Source organism: Mycobacterium sp. P7213, from assembly GCF_900604305.1.
Classification (GTDB): Bacteria; Actinomycetota; Actinomycetes; order Mycobacteriales; family Mycobacteriaceae; genus Mycobacterium.
Genome location: NZ_UWOA01000017.1, coordinates 25,078 through 41,404, shown reverse-complemented (window position 1 = coordinate 41,404; position 16,327 = coordinate 25,078). Strand labels below are relative to the sequence as shown.

Below are 16,327 nucleotides of genomic sequence, written 5' to 3'. Positions count from 1 at the left end.
CGCCACCAGGTTCGGCAGCCGCTGTTAGGCTCCGAAAAGGTGGGCAAAAAGTTGGCCTAACTGTCGCGATGGAGATGAAAATGCGAGGTCAACGAATTGCAATTTTGGCGGGAGTGTTAGCTGGCGGTTCGATGGTGCTGGCCGGTCCGGCCTACGCCGATCCGCCGAGCGGTCGGTACCACGTAACCGGGCAAGGGCTACAAGAAGACTTCTACTGGGAACTCAGCTCGTGTGGTTCGGACTGCCTGAACATTGCGCCATCCGGGCAACTGCACAGGCAAGGCAAGGAGTGGGCGGGCACCACCACCGGCGGATGCAAGACCACTCTGGACGAGGGCTCGCTGACCGGCAGCTATCAGTGCCCGATGCTTCCGCCGATTGCCATCACCCTGGTGAGCGCCGGCTGAAAGAAGCGGTTAGCGCAGCGGGATTCCAGTTCAACGAGTAAGCCCCGCGGTCAGTCGAGGGGTTCGACCCATTGCACGCGAGACGGTCCCGGGCTGAAGGGATCGCCGAAGTACTGGGTCTCGCGCGCGACTTCGCCGTGCACGAACTCCATCACGCTCACCACGTAGGACGGCCGACCGTCGTAGGTGAGGACGAGTTCACTGATCCACAGATCGCCACCGCCCAGGATGCGGCGGACCGTGAAGCGTTTGGCGTTCGGCTGAGCCTCCCGCGACGCCTGAATGCGGTCGCGGCCACGAATCCGCTCACCCGACTGGGGGTATTCGAGGACCGCATCGGCCCGGTAGATCCGGTGTTCGGCGTCGAAGTCGTTCGCATCCTAGGACGCCCAGTGCGCCATGAGCGCGGCGCGGATGCCGGCGTGATCGGCCATGCTAACGACGGTATCGGCTTTTCGCCCGATTGGGATCAGTCAGATCGAATGCCTGAACCGCACCCGGTTACCAGATGACGGCGAGCCCCGCGGCCGTCAGCACTAAAGCGCCTGCAGCATAGAACAGCGGGCGAGGGGCTTCCCCACCCGACTTGCGCTGCCGGGCCCGGCCGATGCCCAGCACGGCACCGAGGGCGATCAGGATCACCAGTTTGGTGCCGATCTTGGGGTAGTTGAGCACGATGCCGGCTGGCCAGGGCGCAGCCAGCGCAAGCCCGGTGAGCAGCGACAGCACCACGCCGTAGTCCATCACCGGGGTGAGCTGGAAGCGCCGTGCCGCGGCTTCGGCGATCAACGCCCCGAAAGTCACCGCGAATCCGACGATGTGCAGCAGAACTATTACGTGCCGTAGTACCTCCACGTCGCTCAGGCTAGCCGCTGGCGGCGGCAAATGGTATTCCTTCCGGCGTCCTGGCGGTCGCGCCGTTCGCCGAGCCGCGCCGGGGTCTCTACCCTTACCGTCATGACAGCCTCCACCACTCAACTGGCCGCCGTCGTCGCCGCCACCAGTGACCCCGCCGCCGCCGCCGATCCTGCCGGTTCGCAGGTGGTCTTCCGTGCCTCCGCCGTCGCGCACGACGCGGTCGCCAGCACCGTCACCCTGGGTCAGTACAGCGTCGAAGTGGACGAGCCGCCGGCGCTCGGCGGTGAGAACACCGCGCCTAACCCGGTCGAGTACTACTTGGCATCGCTGCTGTCCTGCCAGGTGGTCACCTGGCGGTACTGGGCCGAGAAGCTGGGTATCGCGGTCGACGAGATCACCGGGCGCGCCGAAGGCGACCTGGACGTGCGCGGGTTCTTCGGCCTGGACGACTCGGTGCGCCCCGGCTTCAAAGAGGTGCGGGTGGTCGTCACCGTGACCGGCCCGGAAACCGAGGAGCGGTACCGGGAACTGCATCAGGTCGTCGAAAAGCACTGCCCGGTACTGGATTTGACTACCAATGTCACCCCGGTGCGCAGCACGCTGGAAATCGGATAGCGGCGATGATCTTCATCGTGGTCAAGTTCGCGGTCAAGCCGGAGTGGGCTGAGCGCTGGCCGCAGCTGGTGGCTGGCTTCACCGAGGCCACCCGTGCCGAGCCGGGCAACCTGTGGTTCGACTGGTCGCGCAGCCTGGAGGATCCGAACGAGTACGTGCTCGTGGAGGCCTTCCGGGATGGCGCGGCCGGTGCCGCGCACGTCAACAGCGACCACTTCAAGGCGGCCATGGCCGACATGCCGCAGGCGCTGGTATCGACGCCGAAGATCATCAGCCAGCAGATAGACGCGACGGACTGGTCGGTGATGGGCGAGCTGACAGTCGATTAGGACACTAGCGCACGACGACGATCTCCCGGCCCAGCTGATAGCCGGGGGTCAACGGCAAGATGTCGCCGCTCCAGAACGACCCGGGGTCGAACCAGTTCGAATTCTTGTCCGTGGACAGCAGCCCCATCTCCTCGTAGGTGATGGCCACCGTCTCGGCGCAATATGCGGTCTGCAACGCGACCTTGCTGCTGCGGGCCTTGCGCCGCTGGCTGATCTCATGGACCTTGCGGTCCAGAAACGGAATGCCCCGGGTCCAGTCGCTGGCCGTCGGCAGCCGCCCGCGCAGCCACCGGCCGGTGAGCCGCGCTGTGGTGGGAAACGCGGTGCCGTCCATCCGCGCGATCGCCTGCAGCAGGTGGTTCTCCTGCTTACGGGTGATGGTGCCGCTGAGCTGGCGAAACCAGCAGCGCTGCTCGTAGCGGCCCATCCACTGTTCGACGGCGGCCCGGGCGTCGTTGAGCTGCACGCCGCGATGGTTGGTGCCGGTCCAGAAGTCGTGCAGCTTGTCGCCGAGCTCGGCATGCCAGATCAGCGGCGGCAGGTCATCGAGGGCGACCGTCATCCCGACGTGGTTCACCGGAGAGTTGGACAGCGTTTGGATGGCGCGGTCCGGGCCGGAGCGGCCCCGGAACAGCCAGATGTCGCCGGTGCGCGTCTCCGCCAGCGCACGCTCCAAAGTCACGGTGTGTTCGTCCACGCTCAGCACCCTAAAGTGTGAGCGTGCGCAGCATCTGGAAATGGATCGGCCTGGCGGGCGTGGTCGGGGTTGCCGCCGGGGGAGTGCTGGTGGCGCGGGACCAGCGGCGGCGACGGGCCTATACACCCGAGGAGATCCGCGCCCGGCTGCATGAGCGGCTGGCCGAGGCCGGTGGCTCGGATTAACGCAGCCTGAAGCGGATCACTCCGTGGCGGCGTCGACGGCATAGAGCCGGTGCGTGCCGGCGAAACCCTTCAGTTCGGCGTCGCGGCCGGCACCGACGGCGATGTCGTCGCATTCCTTGACGGCGTCGCGCACCGGCCCACTGATCAGGATCTGGCCACCCTCGGCGGCCGCGGCCACCCGAGCGGCCATCGCCACGTTGCGTCCGAACAAGTCATCGCCGCGGCGGACCGAGCGGCCCATGTGGACCCCGATCCGGACCCGGATCGGGTGCTGCGGTTTGCGCCCGCGTCGCGAAGCCAGCCCGTGCTGGATCGCGATGGCGCAGCGCACCGCCTGTTCGGGTTGGGCGAAGGCGATCATGAACCCGTCGCCTTGGCTCTTGACCACATGCCCGGCGTGCTGGCTCACCAGACGTTGCACCATCTCGTCGTGCCGGGCGATCAGCTTCACCCAGGCGCGGTCGCCGATCCGCTCGTTGAGCGCGGTGGAACCCTCGATGTCGGTGAACAGCACCACCACATGCCCATTCGGGGTCAGGCGCGCCAGATCGGGACGTTCGACTTCCGCCCAGTCGGCGAGGTCTTCGATCGAACTGCGCACAGCCGCGCCAAACCCCTCCTTGCGCACCAGGTTCGCGGTCTGCCACACGGTCTTGACGGCTTCACGCCCGCCGGCCAGCAACAGGTTGCGGGTGTCGACCCGACCGCGCAGCGCCTCGATCTCGGCTCGGGCCATCCGCAACTGTCGGGTCAACACCGCCAGGGCGACGGCCTCGGTGACCGCCACCGCCGCCAGCACGCCGACCGCCAGCAGCGTCGGCGTCAGCCATCCGATCCCGAACACATTCAGCCCGACACGAACTCGACGACGGCTGCACTGAAGGCATCATTGTCGTCACCGGCCGCGGTGTGCCCGGCGTCAGACAACTCGACCAGACGCGCGCCCGGCACCTTGGACAGGAAATCCGCGACACCCTCGGCGCTGACCACGTCGGACAGCTTGCCGCGGATCAGCAGGATCGGGATCTGCAGTCCCATGGCGGCGGTCTCGATCTTCTCGGTGCGCAACGCCGGATCGTCGCCGGGTTTGGTCATCAGCGCCGGATCCCAGTGCCAGTACCAGCGCCCGTCGCGGAACCGCAGATTCTTCTTCAACCCCTCGGGACTGCGGGGCTTGGCCCGGTGCGGCAGATATGCGGCCACCGCGTCGGCGGCCTGCTCCAGGGAGTCGAAGCCATCGATGTGGCTGAACATGAAGTCGCGGATCCGGGCGCTGCCGTCCTTCTCGTAACGCGGCACCACGTCGACCAACACCAGCTTGGTCACCCGCTGCGGGCCGGCCTCATCGGCCACCAGAATGCCGGTCAGCCCGCCCATGCTGGCCCCGATCAGGGCCACCGGCCGGCCGATCGCGTCGATCACCGCGACGGCGTCGGCGGTGAGCGTCTCGATGGCGTAGTCGGCATTGGGTGCGCGGTCGCTGTCGCCGTGGCCGCGGGTGTCCAGTGCGACGACGTGATAGCCGCGGTCGGCCAGGATCTGGCCGGTCTTGTGCCAGGAGTGCCGATTCTGTCCACCGCCGTGCAGCATCACGATCGTCGGATGTTCGGCGGCTTCGGTGGCGCCCCGGTTCCATTCGTCGGCGACCAGTGTTACTCCGCCGACGCCGTCGTACGCGACGGTCTGGGCTGTGCGCATCTCAAGATGGTAGATAGTTTGGACGACAGGGCGGACAGAAACGCCTGCTTGGCCCGGCCTGGGGGTGTGTGATGAGTGAACCGCGGTGGATCGACGTGGCTACGCCCGGGGTCGCGCTCAAGGCATTGAGTTGGGGCACACCGGGTGACCCGGTGGCGTTGTGTCTGCACGGGTTTCCCGACACCGCCTACGGATGGCGCCGCCTGGCGCCGCAGTTGGTGTCGGCCGGCTGGCATGTGGTGGCGCCGTTCATGCGCGGTTACGCGCCGTCGTCGATCCCCTCCGACGGCAGCTACCACATCGGCGCTCTGATGGACGACGCGCTGCGGGTGTACGCCGCCGTCGGCGGGACCGGTCGCGACGTGGTGATCGGTCATGACTGGGGCGCGATGGTCGCCACCGGCCTGGCCGCGTTGCCGGACAGTCCGTTCACCAAGGCGGTGATCATGTCGGTGCCGCCGCCGGCGTCGCTGCGCGCGGTCCGCGGGACAGACCGGTTCACCCTGGCCGGCCTCCTGCCGGCGCAACTGGTGCGCAGCTGGTACATCAGCTACTTCCAGTTGCCGTGGCTGCCCGACCGGTCCGCGTCCTGGGTGCTGCCGTTGTTGTGGCGGCGGTGGTCGCCCGGGTATGCGGCCGAGGAGGATCTGCGCCACGTCGACGCGGCCATCGGAACGCCGGAGGGCTGGCGTGCCGCGCTCGGGCCCTACCGGGCGCTGCGCAGCCTGCGGGTTCCCGACCGCTATGCCGACCTGCACCGGCACTGGCTGCAACTGCCACTGTTGCAGACGCTGTACCTGCACGGGCGCACCGATGGCTGCATGTCGCCGGCGTTCACGCGGTGGGTGCAGCCGGCGTTGCCCCCGGGCAGTGACGCCGCCGTCGTCGAAAACGCCGGCCACTTCCTGCAACTCGAGCAGCCAGACGAGATCGCCGATCGGGTGCTGCGATTTTTGACCTGACGCGCGGCGAGCGGATGACCGCGATCGACGCGCAGTTCTACTGGATGTCCGCGAAGATCCCCAGCGACCAATTCCTGCTGTACGCCTTCGCCGGGGTGCCCGCCGACCTCGACGACGCGATCGCAGACGTGCTCGACCGAGCCCGGACGATCCCCGACCTGACCATCCGGGTCGCCGAGGCCGGTGCGCTGCGCTACCCGCGGTGGGTGCCATGCACCGAGCCCAGCGAGGACGTAGCCGCGATCCGGGCCCCCGGTGACAGCTGGGACGGTTGCCTAGCTGCGGTGGCGCGCCTGACCGACGACCAGCTTGATGTCCGGGTGACGCCCTGGCGGTTGCACGTTTTCGCGCCGGTCCACGACATTCCCGGGCACCGCGGCGCGGCCACGGTAGCGGTGCTGCAAGTGGCGCATGCCCTCGCCGACGGTGGGCGGGCTTCTGCGTTGGCCGCCTGGCTGTTCGGTCGGTCCGCACCGGTGCCCGGGGTGCCGACGCCGGGCCGGGGTTTCTTGCCGTGGCGCGCGATTGTCGCGGCGCGCACCCACCGCAGCCGAGTCGATGACACTGCGGCGGGACTCTTGCCGCCCCCAGTCGGTGACCGCCCCCCGTTGGCCACCAATAACCGGCCGGCCGGCGGCCGGACACTGCGCACCCTGGTGCGGCAGCGCACCGAACTGCGCGGACCGACCGTCACCGTGGCCGTGCTGTCGGCGGTGTCGACGGCGTTGTCGGAGTATCTCGATGAACCCTGCGATGAACTGGGTGCCGAAGTGCCGATGGCCAAAGCCGGTGAGCGCCAGGCCCACAACCACTTCGGCAATATTCCGGTCGGGCTCTACCCACTGCTGGGCCACGATGCACGCTGCGAACGGATCGCCGCCGACCTCGCCGGGGGCCGGTTGCGCGGCCGCCACCCGGCGGCGGCCGCGGCCGATCGGGCCTTCGCCATGACACCCGCGGCGCTGCTGCGCTGGGGCATCGACAATTTCGACCCTGACGCCCGGCCGGAGCGGGTGACCGGCAACACCGTGGTCTCCAGTGTGCACCGCGGCGCCGCGGACCTGCGTTTCGGTGCGGTGCCGGTATTGCTGACCGCAGGGTTCCCGGCGCTGTCCCCGGCGATGGGACTGACCCATGGGGTGCACGGCATCGGCGACACGGTGGTCGTGAGCGTGCATTCCGCCGAGTCGGCGGTCAGGGATATCGAGGTATATCTGCGACTGCTGGACGCCGCGTTGTAGTTTGGGCAGATGGTCACTGCTGCTGATGTCGCATTGCTGCTCTTGCGCCTGGTTCTCGGTCTGACCATGGCGGCGCATGGGTTCAACAAGTTCTTCGGTGGAGGACGAATCCCCGGTACGGCGGGATGGTTCGAGAGCATCGGCATGAAGTACGGCAAGCTCCAGGCGGTGACGGCGGCAACCGCCGAGATTGCTGCCGGGCTGGGGCTGGCGATCGGACTGCTGACCCCGATCGCCGCCGCCGGATTCGTCGCCCTGATGGCGGTGGCGGTGTGGACCGTGCACCGTTCGAATGGCTTCTTCGTGCTGACCAACGGCTGGGAGTACAACCTGGTGCTGGCCACCGGCGCCGTCGTGGTGGCGATGCTCGGACCGGGCTACCTCAGCGCGGACCACCAGATCTTCTGCCATTGCTGGAAGAACGGCTGGCCGGGCCTGTGGATCTCGCTCGGCCTCGGGCTGGCGGGCGCCATCGGCCAGCTGGCACTGTTCTACCGGCCGGGCGGAACCAACGCGACCGGCGAGTAGGGCAACCCGCTGCCGGCGTTCTCGTCGACGACCACCCGCCGGCCCAGAAACGGAAACGCTCGCTGCGGGCACGCTTCGCGTTCGCAGATCTTGCAACCCGCACCGATCGGTACCACGGTGGCCGCGTCGCCCAGGGCGACGCCGGTGGAGTACACCAGCTTGTCGGCATGCGCCAGATCGCAACCCAACCCGACGGCGAAAGTCTTGTGCTGGCCCAGATAGCCGCGCCCCTCGGGCGGCGTGGTGGTGGCGATCCAGAAGTACTTGCGGCCGTCGGGCATCTGCGCCACCTGAGTGACGATCCGGCCAGGTTGGCTGAACGCGTCGTGCACCACCCATAGCGGACAGCTTCCACCCACCCGGCTGAAGTGAAACGCGGTGGCTGACTGGCGCTTCGAGATGTTGCCCGCCTTATCGGTGCGCACGAAGATGAACGGCACTCCGCGACGTCCGGGCTGCTGCAGGGTCGACAGGCGATGGCACACCGTCTCGAAGCCGACCTCGAAGCGGCGTCCCAGCAGGTCGATGTCGTAGCGCAGATCGGTGGCGGAACGCTGGAATTGCCGATACGGCAACAGAAACGCTCCGGCGAAGTAGTTGGCCAACCCGATCTTGGCCACCCCGCGGGACTCCGGGCTCAACGACTGGTCTTGCGCCACGATGTCCGACATCAACTCCTGCTGGGTCAGCAGTGCCAGTTGGGTGGCGATTTGGAAGGCCCGCTGGCCGGCCAGCAACCAATGCGCGATCCGCAGCACCCCAGTCGCCGGGTCGAAGACGCGTTTGGTTCCCGCGGGCAGGTCGTCGACGATCGCCACGGTGATGTCGAACCGTTGGGCCATCAGCGCAGACAGCTGAATATCCAAGCCGCCGAAACGCATCCCCGTCTCGACGAACAACCTCTCGGCGGCGTTGTCGAGTTCACCGATGTAGTTGTTGCGGTCGTAGAAGAAGTCGCGGACCTCCTCGAACGGCATCGGCCGCGCCACGGTATGCGCCGAGTCGCCCGAAATCTGTGACCGGTAGGACTCCAGTTCCTCGGTGGCCCCGCGTAGTTGGCGATGCATGGTCAGCAGACTGTTGCCGATGTCGGGCATCCGTGCGACGAGTTCCTCGATCTGACTGTCACTGGCGGCGTGTTCGCCGGCGGTCGCGGTGAACATGTCGCGCAGCTCGGCCACCAGCCGGGCGTCGGCGTCCCCAGAGAAGTACTGTGCGGGCAGGCTGAACCGGTCGGTGAGCGCCAGCAACACCGGAACGGTGATCGGCCGCTGGTCGTTCTCGAGCTGGTTGACGTAGCTGGTGGACAGATTCAGCGCGCGTGCCAATGCCACCTGGGTCAGGCCGCGGTCCTCGCGCAGGCGTCGCAGCCGGGCCCCGGCGAACGTCCGGGTGGTAGTGGGTGCCATCGGTGCAGCGTAACCTGCGACCACATTCGCAACGTTCGCAATTCCGGCCAGCGCAGGACGCATTATTACGCATTTCCCATGCATACCGGGGTTTATCTTGCGTGCGTAGGGTGTGGAACATGCAGCTACATGACGTGAAGACCCGCCGCAGTGCCGATGACTTCCCCCGCTCCGAGCACCTCGCCTGGAAGATCGCACAAGTCGCTGCCGACCCGGTCGCCGTTCCCGACGACACCGCGGCAATGGTGATCAACCGGATCATCGACAACGCGGCGGTCAGTGCTGCCTCGGTACTGCGCCGGCCGGTAACCGTCGCCCGCCGCCAAGCCCTGGCGCACCCATCGAAGCCGGGCGCTGCGGTCTTCGGTATCGAGGGCACCTATTCCGCCGAGTGGGCGGCCTGGGCCAACGGCACCGCGGTGCGCGAACTCGACTTCCACGACACCTTCCTGGCTGCGGAGTACTCACACCCCGGCGACAACATCCCGCCGCTGGTGGCCGTCGCCCAGCAGCTCGGGCTCTCCGGCGCCGACCTGATCCGCGGCCTGGCCACGGCGTATGAGATTCAGGTAGATCTGGTCAAGGGAATCTGCCTGCACGAGCACAAGATCGACCACGTCGCCCATCTCGGACCTTCGGTGGCCGCCGGCATCGGCACCATGCTGCGGCTGGACCCCGAGGTGATCTACTCCGCGGTCGGCCAGGCGCTGCACCTGACCACCGCCACCCGCCAGTCCCGCAAGGGCTCGATTTCCAGCTGGAAGGCCTTCGCGCCGGCATGGGCCGGCAAGGTCGGCATCGAGGCCGTCGACCGGGCGATGCGCGGTGAGGGTGCTCCGGCCCCAATCTGGGAGGGCGAGGACGGCGTCATCGCCTGGATGCTGTCGGGCAAAGACCACACCTACCAGGTGCCGCTGCCCGGCCCCGGCGAGGCCAAGCGCGGAATTCTGGACACCTACACCAAGGAGTACTCCGCGGAGTACCAGAGCCAGGCGCTGATCGACCTGGCCAAGCGGCTCCGGGAGCGGATCGGCGACCTGAGCCAGGTGGCCACCATCAAGCTGCACACCAGCCACCACACCCACTACGTGATCGGCACCGGTTCGGGTGATCCGCAGAAGTTCGACCCGGACGCGTCGCGGGAAACCCTGGACCACTCGGTGATGTACATCTTCGCCGTCGCGTTGGAGGACGGCAGCTGGCACCACGTGCGGTCGTACTCCCCGGAGCGTGCACACCGTCCCGACACCATCGCGTTGTGGCAGAAGATCTCCACCGTCGAGGACCCGGAGTGGACCCGGCGCTACCACTCGACCGACCCGAATGAGAAGGCCTTCGGGGCTCGCGCCGAGGTGACGCTGTCCAGCGGGGAAGTGATCACCGACGAGTTGGCGATCGCTGATGCGCACCCGCTGGGGGCCCGGCCGTTCGAGCGCAAGCAGTACATCGGCAAGTTCACCGAACTCGCCGAGGGCATCGTGACCACCGCCGAGCAGGAGCGATTCCTGTCCGCGGCCGAAGGGCTCGCCGGTCTCAGCGGCGCCGAGCTCCGCGGACTCAACATCGTCGTCGAGCCTGCCCTGCTGGACCAGGCGCCGGCGACTCCCAACGGGATTTTCCGGTGAGTGGGCTGCTCGGGGCGGCCGCGGCCCCGTCGGACAAGCGGGTGGCGTTTCGCTCGGGTCTGAATTCTGGTCAGCTGCAACGGTTCCCGGGCGCGTTCTCGCCGCTGGTCGCCAAGCTGGTGGCCGAGATCGGATTCGAGGGCGTCTACGTCTCCGGCGCGGCGCTCTCGGCCGACCTGGGGCTGCCGGACATCGGGCTGACCACGCTGACCGAGTTGGCCGGACGCGGCGCCCAGATCGCGTCCGCCACCAGCCTGCCCACCTTCATCGACGCCGACACCGGCTTCGGTGAACCCATGAGTGCTGCCCGCACCATCACCGTGCTCGAAGATGCCGGGCTGGCCGGATGCCACCTCGAAGACCAGGTCAACCCCAAGCGGTGCGGACACCTCGACGGCAAGGCCGTGGTGCCCACCAGCGAGATGATCAAACGGCTGCGGGCCGCGATCACCGCGCGCCGGGACCCGAACTTCGTCATCTGCGCCCGCACCGATGCCGCCGGCATCGAAGGGCTTCCCGCCGCGATCGAGCGTGCAAAGGCCTACGCAGAAGCCGGTGCCGACCTCATCTTCACCGAAGCGCTACAGGGCCCGGATGATTTCGAAAAGTTCCGTGCCGCAGTCGATGTGCCGCTGCTGGCCAACATGACCGAGTTCGGCAAGTCGGAACTGCTCACTACCACGCAACTGTCCGACCTCGGCTACAACGCAGTGATCTACCCGGTGACCACGCTGCGGCTGGCGATGTTCGCCGTCGAAGTGGGCCTGCGCGAGATCGACTCGGCTGGAACGCAAGCCGGACTGCTCGACCAGATGCAGCACCGCAGTCGGCTCTACGAGCTGCTGCGGTACGCCGAGTACAACCAGTTCGACGATGACATCTTCAACTTCACCATTCAAGGAGGCAGACGGTGACCACCGCGGATATTCACAAGGGACTCGCCGGCGTCGTCGTCGACACCACGTCGATCTCCAAAGTGGTGCCGGAGACCAACTCGCTGACCTACCGCGGCTATCCAGTGCAGGACCTGGCGGCGCGTGTGAGCTTCGAGCAGGTCGCCTACCTGCTCTGGCACGGTGAGCTGCCCACCGACGCCGAACTCGCACTGTTCTGCCAGCGCGAGCGGGCGGCCCGGCGAGCGGACCGGTCGCTGCTGTCGCTGGTGGACAAGCTCCCGGAGAACTGCCACCCGATGGATGTGGTGCGCACCGCGATCAGCTACCTGGGTGCCGAGGACGCGGAAGAGGACGATCCCTCCGAGTCCGCGAACTTCGCCAAGGCGCTGCGGATGTTCGCGGTGCTGCCGACGATCGTCGCGGCCGACATGCGCCGCCGGCGCGGCCTGGACCCGATCGCACCGCACAGCCACCTCGGCTATTCCGAGAACTTCCTGCGGATGTGCTTCGGTGAGGTGCCCGAGTCGGTCATTGTGGAGGCCTTCGAGCAGTCCATGATCCTCTACGCGGAGCACAGCTTCAACGCGTCCACGTTCGCCGCTCGGGTGGTCACCTCCACCCAGTCCGACATCTACAGTGCTGTCACCGCGGCCATCGGCGCACTCAAGGGCTCGCTGCACGGTGGGGCCAACGAGGCGGTCATGCACGACATGATCGAGATCGGTGAGCCGGAGAAGGCCGCAGAGTGGCTGCACGGCAAGCTGTCTCGCAAGGACAAGGTGATGGGGTTCGGCCACCGGGTGTACAAGCACGGTGACTCTCGGGTGCCGACCATGAAGGCGGCGCTGGAACGGGTGGTGGCGGCCCGCGGCGGCCAGCGCTGGTTGGACATCTATCGCATCCTGGAGGCCGAGATGTTCGCCGCCACAGGGATTTTGCCTAACCTGGACTTCCCGACCGGGCCGGCCTACTACCTGATGGGCTTCGACATCCCGATGTTCACCCCGCTGTTCGTGATGAGTCGAATCACCGGATGGACCGCGCACATCATCGAGCAGACCGCGTCCAACGCGCTGATCCGTCCGCTGAGTGCCTATTCGGGAAGTCCCCAGCGCGTCGTCGGCGCACGTTGAGGCATCAGCCGATCGCGGTGAGCTCCAGGCGCTCGAGGCGGCGCACCAGCAGGCTGGGCAGCCATCGGCCGGCCTCGGCAATGCCGAACTGCGATGTGCGGTTCAGCAGTTCACCGATCACGATCCTGGCCTCAAGCCGCGCCAGGGCGGCGCCGACGCAGAAGTGCGCGCCCTTTCCGAATGCCAGGTGACTCTGCGCAGGGCGGTCCACCTGGAACTCGTTCGGCGCGGCAAACCGCGACGGGTCCCGGTTGGCCGCGCCCCACAGCAACAGCAGCCGTGATCCAGCGGCCAGATTCACCCCGGCGAGGCTGGTGTCGCGCCGGACATGGCGGTAGTGACCGCGGAACGGCGACTCGCACCGCAACACCTCTTCGAGGAACGGGCCCAACAGCTCCGGTGAGTCGCGAACCCGACGCTGAACCTGCGGGCGCGTCGCCAAAATCCAGGCGGCCGAACCGATCAGCGATGCCGTCGATTCACCGCCGGCGCTGAACAGGGTGATCATCATGACCTGGGCGGTGAGGTTGTCGAGTGCGCCGGAGGCGCAGGCGGTGGCCAAGTCGCCGAGCAGGTTGTCGCGCGGATCGAGAGCGGCCCGCCCGAAGTGGTCGTTGATGTAACCCGCGAGCTCCATGACGGCGATACCCGCGCGGGCCAGTTGGTCAGCGTCGACCAGCCCCTCCACCACTTGGGTGCCGGCGTAACCCCAGGCCGCCAGCTGATCCACGTCCTCGTCGGGCACACCGATCAGCCGCGCCACGATCATCATCGGCAGCCGGTTGGCGACGGCGCTCATCCACTCGATGCGTCCATCGCGGACGCCGTCGTGCCACAGCTGGTCCATCGTCTCGGAGATGAACGGCTCCAAAGCGCGAATCCGTTTGGCCGCCAGCTGTGGCACCAGCATCTTTCGGTGCGCGGCATGAGCCGGGTCGTCGGCGGTGGCCAGCACATGGGTGGGGTCTTCGAGTGCGGGCATCGGGAACGTGGCCACCGTGCCGTCGGGTTGGTAGAGCATGGTCCCGGTCAGGTTTGAGGAGAAGTCCTGTACTCGCGCCACCGCCTCGATGACCGCATCCCAGCCGCACACCGCATAGAACCCGGAATCACCGATCGGGTGGACCGGTGCGTGCGCCAGCATCCGCTCGTACAACGGGTACGGGTCTTGAATGCACGCGTCGTCGAACAGGCGCAGGCCCATCTGGTCTGTCTCTACTGGCATGGCGTCTAGGCTGCTCAAGGTGCGCTACCTGCGTCAATGCGCTGCCCGAAGTTGAAAGCCGTCGTTGGAGCCGGCTGCCGGGGATCGTCTCAGAGCGCGCCGCGGACCTGCAGACACGGTGAGAATTCGGTCTATTTTTGTCTCACGCTGAGATAAAGTTTGCAGGCGGAGGGAGTGCGCGATGACCGGGCATGACTGGCTGGTGGGAGAGGACCGTCGTGCCGCCGGCGCCGAACGCATCTACGCCGCCGCGATGGATCTGGTGATTCGCGAGGGGATCGATGCCCTCGACATCGACGTCTTGGCTGCCCGGGTGCATTGCTCGCGCGCCACCATCTATCGGCATGCCGGCGGCAAGGCCGAGATTCGCGATGCCGTCCTGGCTCGGGCGGCCGCACGCATTGTGGACACTGTGCGCCAGGCGGTCGCCGGGCGCAGCGGGGCCGATCGGGTGGTGGCCGCGATGGCGGCGGCACTGCAGCGGATCCGCTCGGATCCGCTTGTCCAACCGATGGTCGGCTCGGTGCGCGGCGCGCAGGAGATGACCCGACTGGCCGCATCGCCCATGGTCGCCGGTTTCGCCCGCGACCTCGGTGGTCTGAGCGAGGACGATCGGCTGGCCGCGCAGTGGGTCGTGCGGGTGCTGCTTTCGCTGTTGTGCTGGCCCCTCGAGGACGCCGCGGCCGAGCAGCAGATTCTGGAGCGCTTCGTCGCCCCGGCCTTCGCCGGGGACGGTTTCGCCGCGCAGACCTAGAACACGTTCTAGTCTGGCCGTCATGGGATTTCTCAAACCTGAACTGCCCGTTGTCGACTTCGCCGAATGGAGCAAGGGCACGCGCAGCGAGAAGATCCGGCCGATGGCCCGGCACTGGGCAGAGGTGGGTTTCGGCACGCCGGTGGTGCTGCACCTGTTCTATGTGCTCAAGATCGGCCTGTACATCCTGGGCGCCTGGCTGTTTGCGCTGAGCACCGCTGGGGTCGACGGATTCACCGAGGTACGGCAGTGGTGGAGCGAACCGATCGTCTTCGAGAAGGTCGTGCTCTACACGATGTTGTTCGAGGTGATCGGCCTGGGCTGCGGCTTCGGCCCGCTCAACAACCGGTTCTTCCCGCCGATGGGATCGATTCTGTACTGGTTGCGGCCGGGCACCATCCGGCTGCCACCATGGCCGCGGCGCATCCCGCTGACCGCCGGCACCAACCGCACGCCGGTGGACGCCGCCCTGTATGCGGCGCTGCTGGTGGTGCTGGTGGTCGCGCTGGTCTCCGACGGAACCGGCCCTATCGCCGCGCTGCACACGAACGTCGGGGTGTTGCCGCACTGGCAGATCCTGACGATTCTGGGGATCCTGGCCACGATCGGGTTGCGCGACAAGGTGATCTTCCTGGCGGCCCGCGGCGAGGTCTACGCCCCGCTGGCGGCGGCATTCCTGTTCACCGGGGTCGACATGATCATTGCGGCCAAAGCGATCTTCATGGTGATCTGGATGGGCGCGGCGACTTCAAAACTCAACCACCATTTCCCATTCGTCATCTCGACGATGATGAGCAACAACCCGCTGATCCGGCCGAAGCCGCTCAAGCGCGCCTTCTTCAAGAACTTCCCCGAAGACCTGCGCCCCGGCGGTCCATCCAAGGCGCTGGCGCATGTGAGCACGGCGATCGAGATGCTCGTGCCACTGGCACTGTTCTTCTGCCACGGGGGCCTGCCCACCGCGATCGCGGCCTTTGTCATGGTCTGTTTCCACCTGGGGATCCTGGCGGCGATCCCGATGGGCGTGCCGTTGGAGTGGAACGTCTTCATGATCTTCGGGGTGCTGTCGTTGTTCGTCGCACACGCCGATCTCGGGTTGTCCGACCTCAACAACCCGCTGGCGGTGGCGCTGCTGTTCGCCATCAGCGCGGGCACGGTGGTGGCGGGCAACCTGTTCCCGCACAAGGTTTCCTTCCTGCCCGGCATGCGGTACTACGCCGGAAACTGGGACACCACCCTGTGGTGCCTGAAGCCGTCGGCGGAAGAGAAGATGGCGCGCGGGATTGTCGCGATCGCCAGCATGCCCGCCGCGCAGTTGGAACGGTTCTACGGAAGTGCCGAGGCCGCTCAGATCCCGATCTACATGGGGTATGCGTTCCGCGGCTTCAACACCCACGGCCGGGCGCTGTTCAGCCTGGCGCACCGGGCGATGGCTGACGGTGACGAGAGCGACTACGCGCTGACCGACGGCGAGCGGATCTGTTCGACGGCCATCGGCTGGAACTTCGGCGACGGCCACATGACCAATGAGCAGCTGATCGAGGCCTTGCAGCAGCGCTGTGGATTCGAGCCGGGGGAGGTGCGGGTGGTGATTCTCGATGCGCAGCCGATCCATCGGCAGACCCAGGCTTACCGGCTGGTGGACGCCGCCACCGGTGAGTTCGAGCGCGGCCACGTCAAGGTGGCCGACATGCTGGAGCGCCAGCCATGGCAGGACGATCTGCCGATTTACGTCGACGGCGCCGCCTCGGTGTGACCTAGATAA

The 16,327-nt window shown here is 67.2% G+C and carries 19 protein-coding genes; 12 read left to right on the top strand and 7 right to left on the bottom strand.

Translation table 11 applies throughout. The features are described from left to right. The first annotated feature begins 131 nt into the window (after positions 1 to 131). Positions 132 to 407, top strand: a complete 276-nt coding sequence (locus EJK91_RS08510; RefSeq protein WP_125078696.1) for a hypothetical protein — start codon at positions 132 to 134, stop codon at positions 405 to 407. 50 nt (positions 408 to 457) lie between these two features. On the opposite strand, the gene EJK91_RS23170 is transcribed toward EJK91_RS08510, so the two are convergent. Together EJK91_RS23170 and EJK91_RS08500 are read right to left on the bottom strand one after the other, a co-directional pair. Beyond that, entirely contained in the window at positions 458 to 757 is a 300-nt protein-coding gene (locus EJK91_RS23170) for a nuclear transport factor 2 family protein (RefSeq protein ID WP_206430402.1), read from the bottom strand. Between the two features lie 151 nt (positions 758 to 908). Beyond that, positions 909 to 1,262 (bottom strand): hypothetical protein, encoded by a 354-nt coding sequence (locus tag EJK91_RS08500; RefSeq protein WP_024441128.1) that lies wholly within the window; start codon positions 1,260 to 1,262, stop codon positions 909 to 911. 102 nt (positions 1,263 to 1,364) lie between these two features. Here EJK91_RS08500 and EJK91_RS08495 point away from each other — a divergent pair, with 102 nt between their 5' ends. Next, entirely contained in the window at positions 1,365 to 1,880 is a 516-nt protein-coding gene (locus EJK91_RS08495) for an OsmC family protein (protein WP_125078695.1), read from the top strand. A 5-nt stretch (positions 1,881 to 1,885) separates the two neighbouring features. After that, on the top strand, positions 1,886 to 2,209 hold the full coding sequence (locus tag EJK91_RS08490; protein WP_125078694.1) for a putative quinol monooxygenase: 324 nt from the start codon (positions 1,886 to 1,888) through the stop codon (positions 2,207 to 2,209). A 4-nt stretch (positions 2,210 to 2,213) separates the two neighbouring features. Here the strand turns inward: EJK91_RS08490 and EJK91_RS08485 are convergent, their stop codons facing one another. Further along, positions 2,214 to 2,906 carry a guanylate cyclase gene (locus EJK91_RS08485; RefSeq protein WP_125078693.1) on the bottom strand — a complete coding sequence of 231 codons (693 nt, stop codon included), beginning with the start codon at positions 2,904 to 2,906 and terminating at the stop codon, positions 2,214 to 2,216. A 23-nt stretch (positions 2,907 to 2,929) separates the two neighbouring features. On the opposite strand from EJK91_RS08485, the gene EJK91_RS08480 reads away from it, so the two are divergent. Continuing rightward, positions 2,930 to 3,091: a hypothetical protein gene (locus EJK91_RS08480; protein WP_125078692.1), complete on the top strand. Its 162-nt coding sequence runs from the start codon at positions 2,930 to 2,932 to the stop codon at positions 3,089 to 3,091. A gap of 16 nt (positions 3,092 to 3,107) precedes the next feature. On the opposite strand, the gene EJK91_RS08475 is transcribed toward EJK91_RS08480, so the two are convergent. Continuing rightward, complete coding sequence (locus EJK91_RS08475) at positions 3,108 to 3,926, bottom strand: adenylate/guanylate cyclase domain-containing protein (RefSeq protein WP_125078721.1); 819 nt, start codon at positions 3,924 to 3,926, stop codon at positions 3,108 to 3,110. An 11-nt stretch (positions 3,927 to 3,937) separates the two neighbouring features. After that, a complete protein-coding gene (locus EJK91_RS08470) occupies positions 3,938 to 4,789 on the bottom strand; it encodes an alpha/beta fold hydrolase (RefSeq protein WP_024441133.1) in 852 nt (283 codons plus the stop codon). 71 nt (positions 4,790 to 4,860) lie between these two features. Here EJK91_RS08470 and EJK91_RS08465 point away from each other — a divergent pair, with 71 nt between their 5' ends. From EJK91_RS08465 to EJK91_RS08455, 3 genes are read left to right on the top strand one after another with little or no spacing between them, the layout of a single operon-like run. Beyond that, the gene (locus tag EJK91_RS08465) at positions 4,861 to 5,751 is read left to right on the top strand and encodes an alpha/beta fold hydrolase (protein WP_024441134.1); all 891 of its coding nucleotides are present in this window, start codon (positions 4,861 to 4,863) and stop codon (positions 5,749 to 5,751) included. A gap of 14 nt (positions 5,752 to 5,765) precedes the next feature. Continuing rightward, positions 5,766 to 6,992, top strand: a complete 1,227-nt coding sequence (locus tag EJK91_RS08460; RefSeq protein WP_125078691.1) for a DUF1298 domain-containing protein — start codon at positions 5,766 to 5,768, stop codon at positions 6,990 to 6,992. Between the two features lie 9 nt (positions 6,993 to 7,001). Further along, complete coding sequence (locus EJK91_RS08455) at positions 7,002 to 7,520, top strand: DoxX family protein (protein WP_125078690.1); 519 nt, start codon at positions 7,002 to 7,004, stop codon at positions 7,518 to 7,520. Here EJK91_RS08455 and EJK91_RS08450 read toward each other — a convergent pair. Next, positions 7,484 to 8,929: a short-chain fatty acyl-CoA regulator family protein gene (locus tag EJK91_RS08450; RefSeq protein WP_125078689.1), complete on the bottom strand. Its 1,446-nt coding sequence runs from the start codon at positions 8,927 to 8,929 to the stop codon at positions 7,484 to 7,486. The two genes, EJK91_RS08455 and EJK91_RS08450, sit on opposite strands and share 37 nt — an antisense overlap. Before the next feature lie 119 nt (positions 8,930 to 9,048). On the opposite strand from EJK91_RS08450, the gene prpD reads away from it, so the two are divergent. The 3 genes from prpD to EJK91_RS08435 are packed head-to-tail and all read left to right on the top strand — an operon-like array spanning position 9,049 to position 12,583. Beyond that, positions 9,049 to 10,554 carry a 2-methylcitrate dehydratase PrpD gene (gene prpD / locus EJK91_RS08445; protein WP_206430397.1) on the top strand — a complete coding sequence of 502 codons (1,506 nt, stop codon included), beginning with the start codon at positions 9,049 to 9,051 and terminating at the stop codon, positions 10,552 to 10,554. Next, the gene (gene prpB / locus EJK91_RS08440; protein WP_125078688.1) at positions 10,551 to 11,468 is read left to right on the top strand and encodes a methylisocitrate lyase; all 918 of its coding nucleotides are present in this window, start codon (positions 10,551 to 10,553) and stop codon (positions 11,466 to 11,468) included. The genes prpD and prpB overlap by 4 nt, the downstream gene beginning before the upstream one ends. Beyond that, entirely contained in the window at positions 11,465 to 12,583 is a 1,119-nt protein-coding gene (locus EJK91_RS08435; RefSeq protein WP_125078687.1) for a bifunctional 2-methylcitrate synthase/citrate synthase, read from the top strand. Before prpB ends, EJK91_RS08435 begins: the two co-directional genes overlap by 4 nt. Positions 12,584 to 12,587: 4 nt before the next feature. Here EJK91_RS08435 and EJK91_RS08430 read toward each other — a convergent pair whose 3' ends face one another. After that, the gene (locus EJK91_RS08430; protein ID WP_125078686.1) at positions 12,588 to 13,808 is read right to left on the bottom strand and encodes a cytochrome P450; all 1,221 of its coding nucleotides are present in this window, start codon (positions 13,806 to 13,808) and stop codon (positions 12,588 to 12,590) included. Positions 13,809 to 13,989: 181 nt separating this feature from the next. Here EJK91_RS08430 and EJK91_RS08425 point away from each other — a divergent pair, with 181 nt between their 5' ends. Both EJK91_RS08425 and EJK91_RS08420 read left to right on the top strand, forming a co-directional pair. After that, entirely contained in the window at positions 13,990 to 14,562 is a 573-nt protein-coding gene (locus EJK91_RS08425) for a TetR/AcrR family transcriptional regulator (protein WP_046300005.1), read from the top strand. A gap of 22 nt (positions 14,563 to 14,584) precedes the next feature. After that, the gene (locus EJK91_RS08420; RefSeq protein WP_125078685.1) at positions 14,585 to 16,318 is read left to right on the top strand and encodes a DUF3556 domain-containing protein; all 1,734 of its coding nucleotides are present in this window, start codon (positions 14,585 to 14,587) and stop codon (positions 16,316 to 16,318) included. Positions 16,319 to 16,327: the final 9 nt, after the last annotated feature.

Excerpts from the sequence above, each read along its gene's own strand:
- EJK91_RS08510 (WP_125078696.1), top strand. The coding sequence starts at position 132 with ATGGTGCTGGCCGGTCCGGCCTACGCCGATCCGCCGAGCGGTCGGTAC.
- EJK91_RS08495 (WP_125078695.1), top strand. The coding sequence starts at position 1,365 with ATGACAGCCTCCACCACTCAACTGGCCGCCGTCGTCGCCGCCACCAGT.
- EJK91_RS08490 (WP_125078694.1), top strand. The coding sequence starts at position 1,886 with ATGATCTTCATCGTGGTCAAGTTCGCGGTCAAGCCGGAGTGGGCTGAG.
- EJK91_RS08470 (WP_024441133.1), bottom strand. The coding sequence starts at position 4,789 with ATGCGCACAGCCCAGACCGTCGCGTACGACGGCGTCGGCGGAGTAACA.
- EJK91_RS08465 (WP_024441134.1), top strand. The coding sequence starts at position 4,861 with ATGAGTGAACCGCGGTGGATCGACGTGGCTACGCCCGGGGTCGCGCTC.
- EJK91_RS08460 (WP_125078691.1), top strand. The coding sequence starts at position 5,766 with ATGACCGCGATCGACGCGCAGTTCTACTGGATGTCCGCGAAGATCCCC.
- EJK91_RS08455 (WP_125078690.1), top strand. The coding sequence starts at position 7,002 with ATGGTCACTGCTGCTGATGTCGCATTGCTGCTCTTGCGCCTGGTTCTC.
- EJK91_RS08450 (WP_125078689.1), bottom strand. The coding sequence starts at position 8,929 with ATGGCACCCACTACCACCCGGACGTTCGCCGGGGCCCGGCTGCGACGC.
- prpD (WP_206430397.1), top strand. The coding sequence starts at position 9,049 with ATGCAGCTACATGACGTGAAGACCCGCCGCAGTGCCGATGACTTCCCC.
- EJK91_RS08430 (WP_125078686.1), bottom strand. The coding sequence starts at position 13,808 with ATGCCAGTAGAGACAGACCAGATGGGCCTGCGCCTGTTCGACGACGCG.
- EJK91_RS08425 (WP_046300005.1), top strand. The coding sequence starts at position 13,990 with ATGACCGGGCATGACTGGCTGGTGGGAGAGGACCGTCGTGCCGCCGGC.
- EJK91_RS08420 (WP_125078685.1), top strand. The coding sequence starts at position 14,585 with ATGGGATTTCTCAAACCTGAACTGCCCGTTGTCGACTTCGCCGAATGG.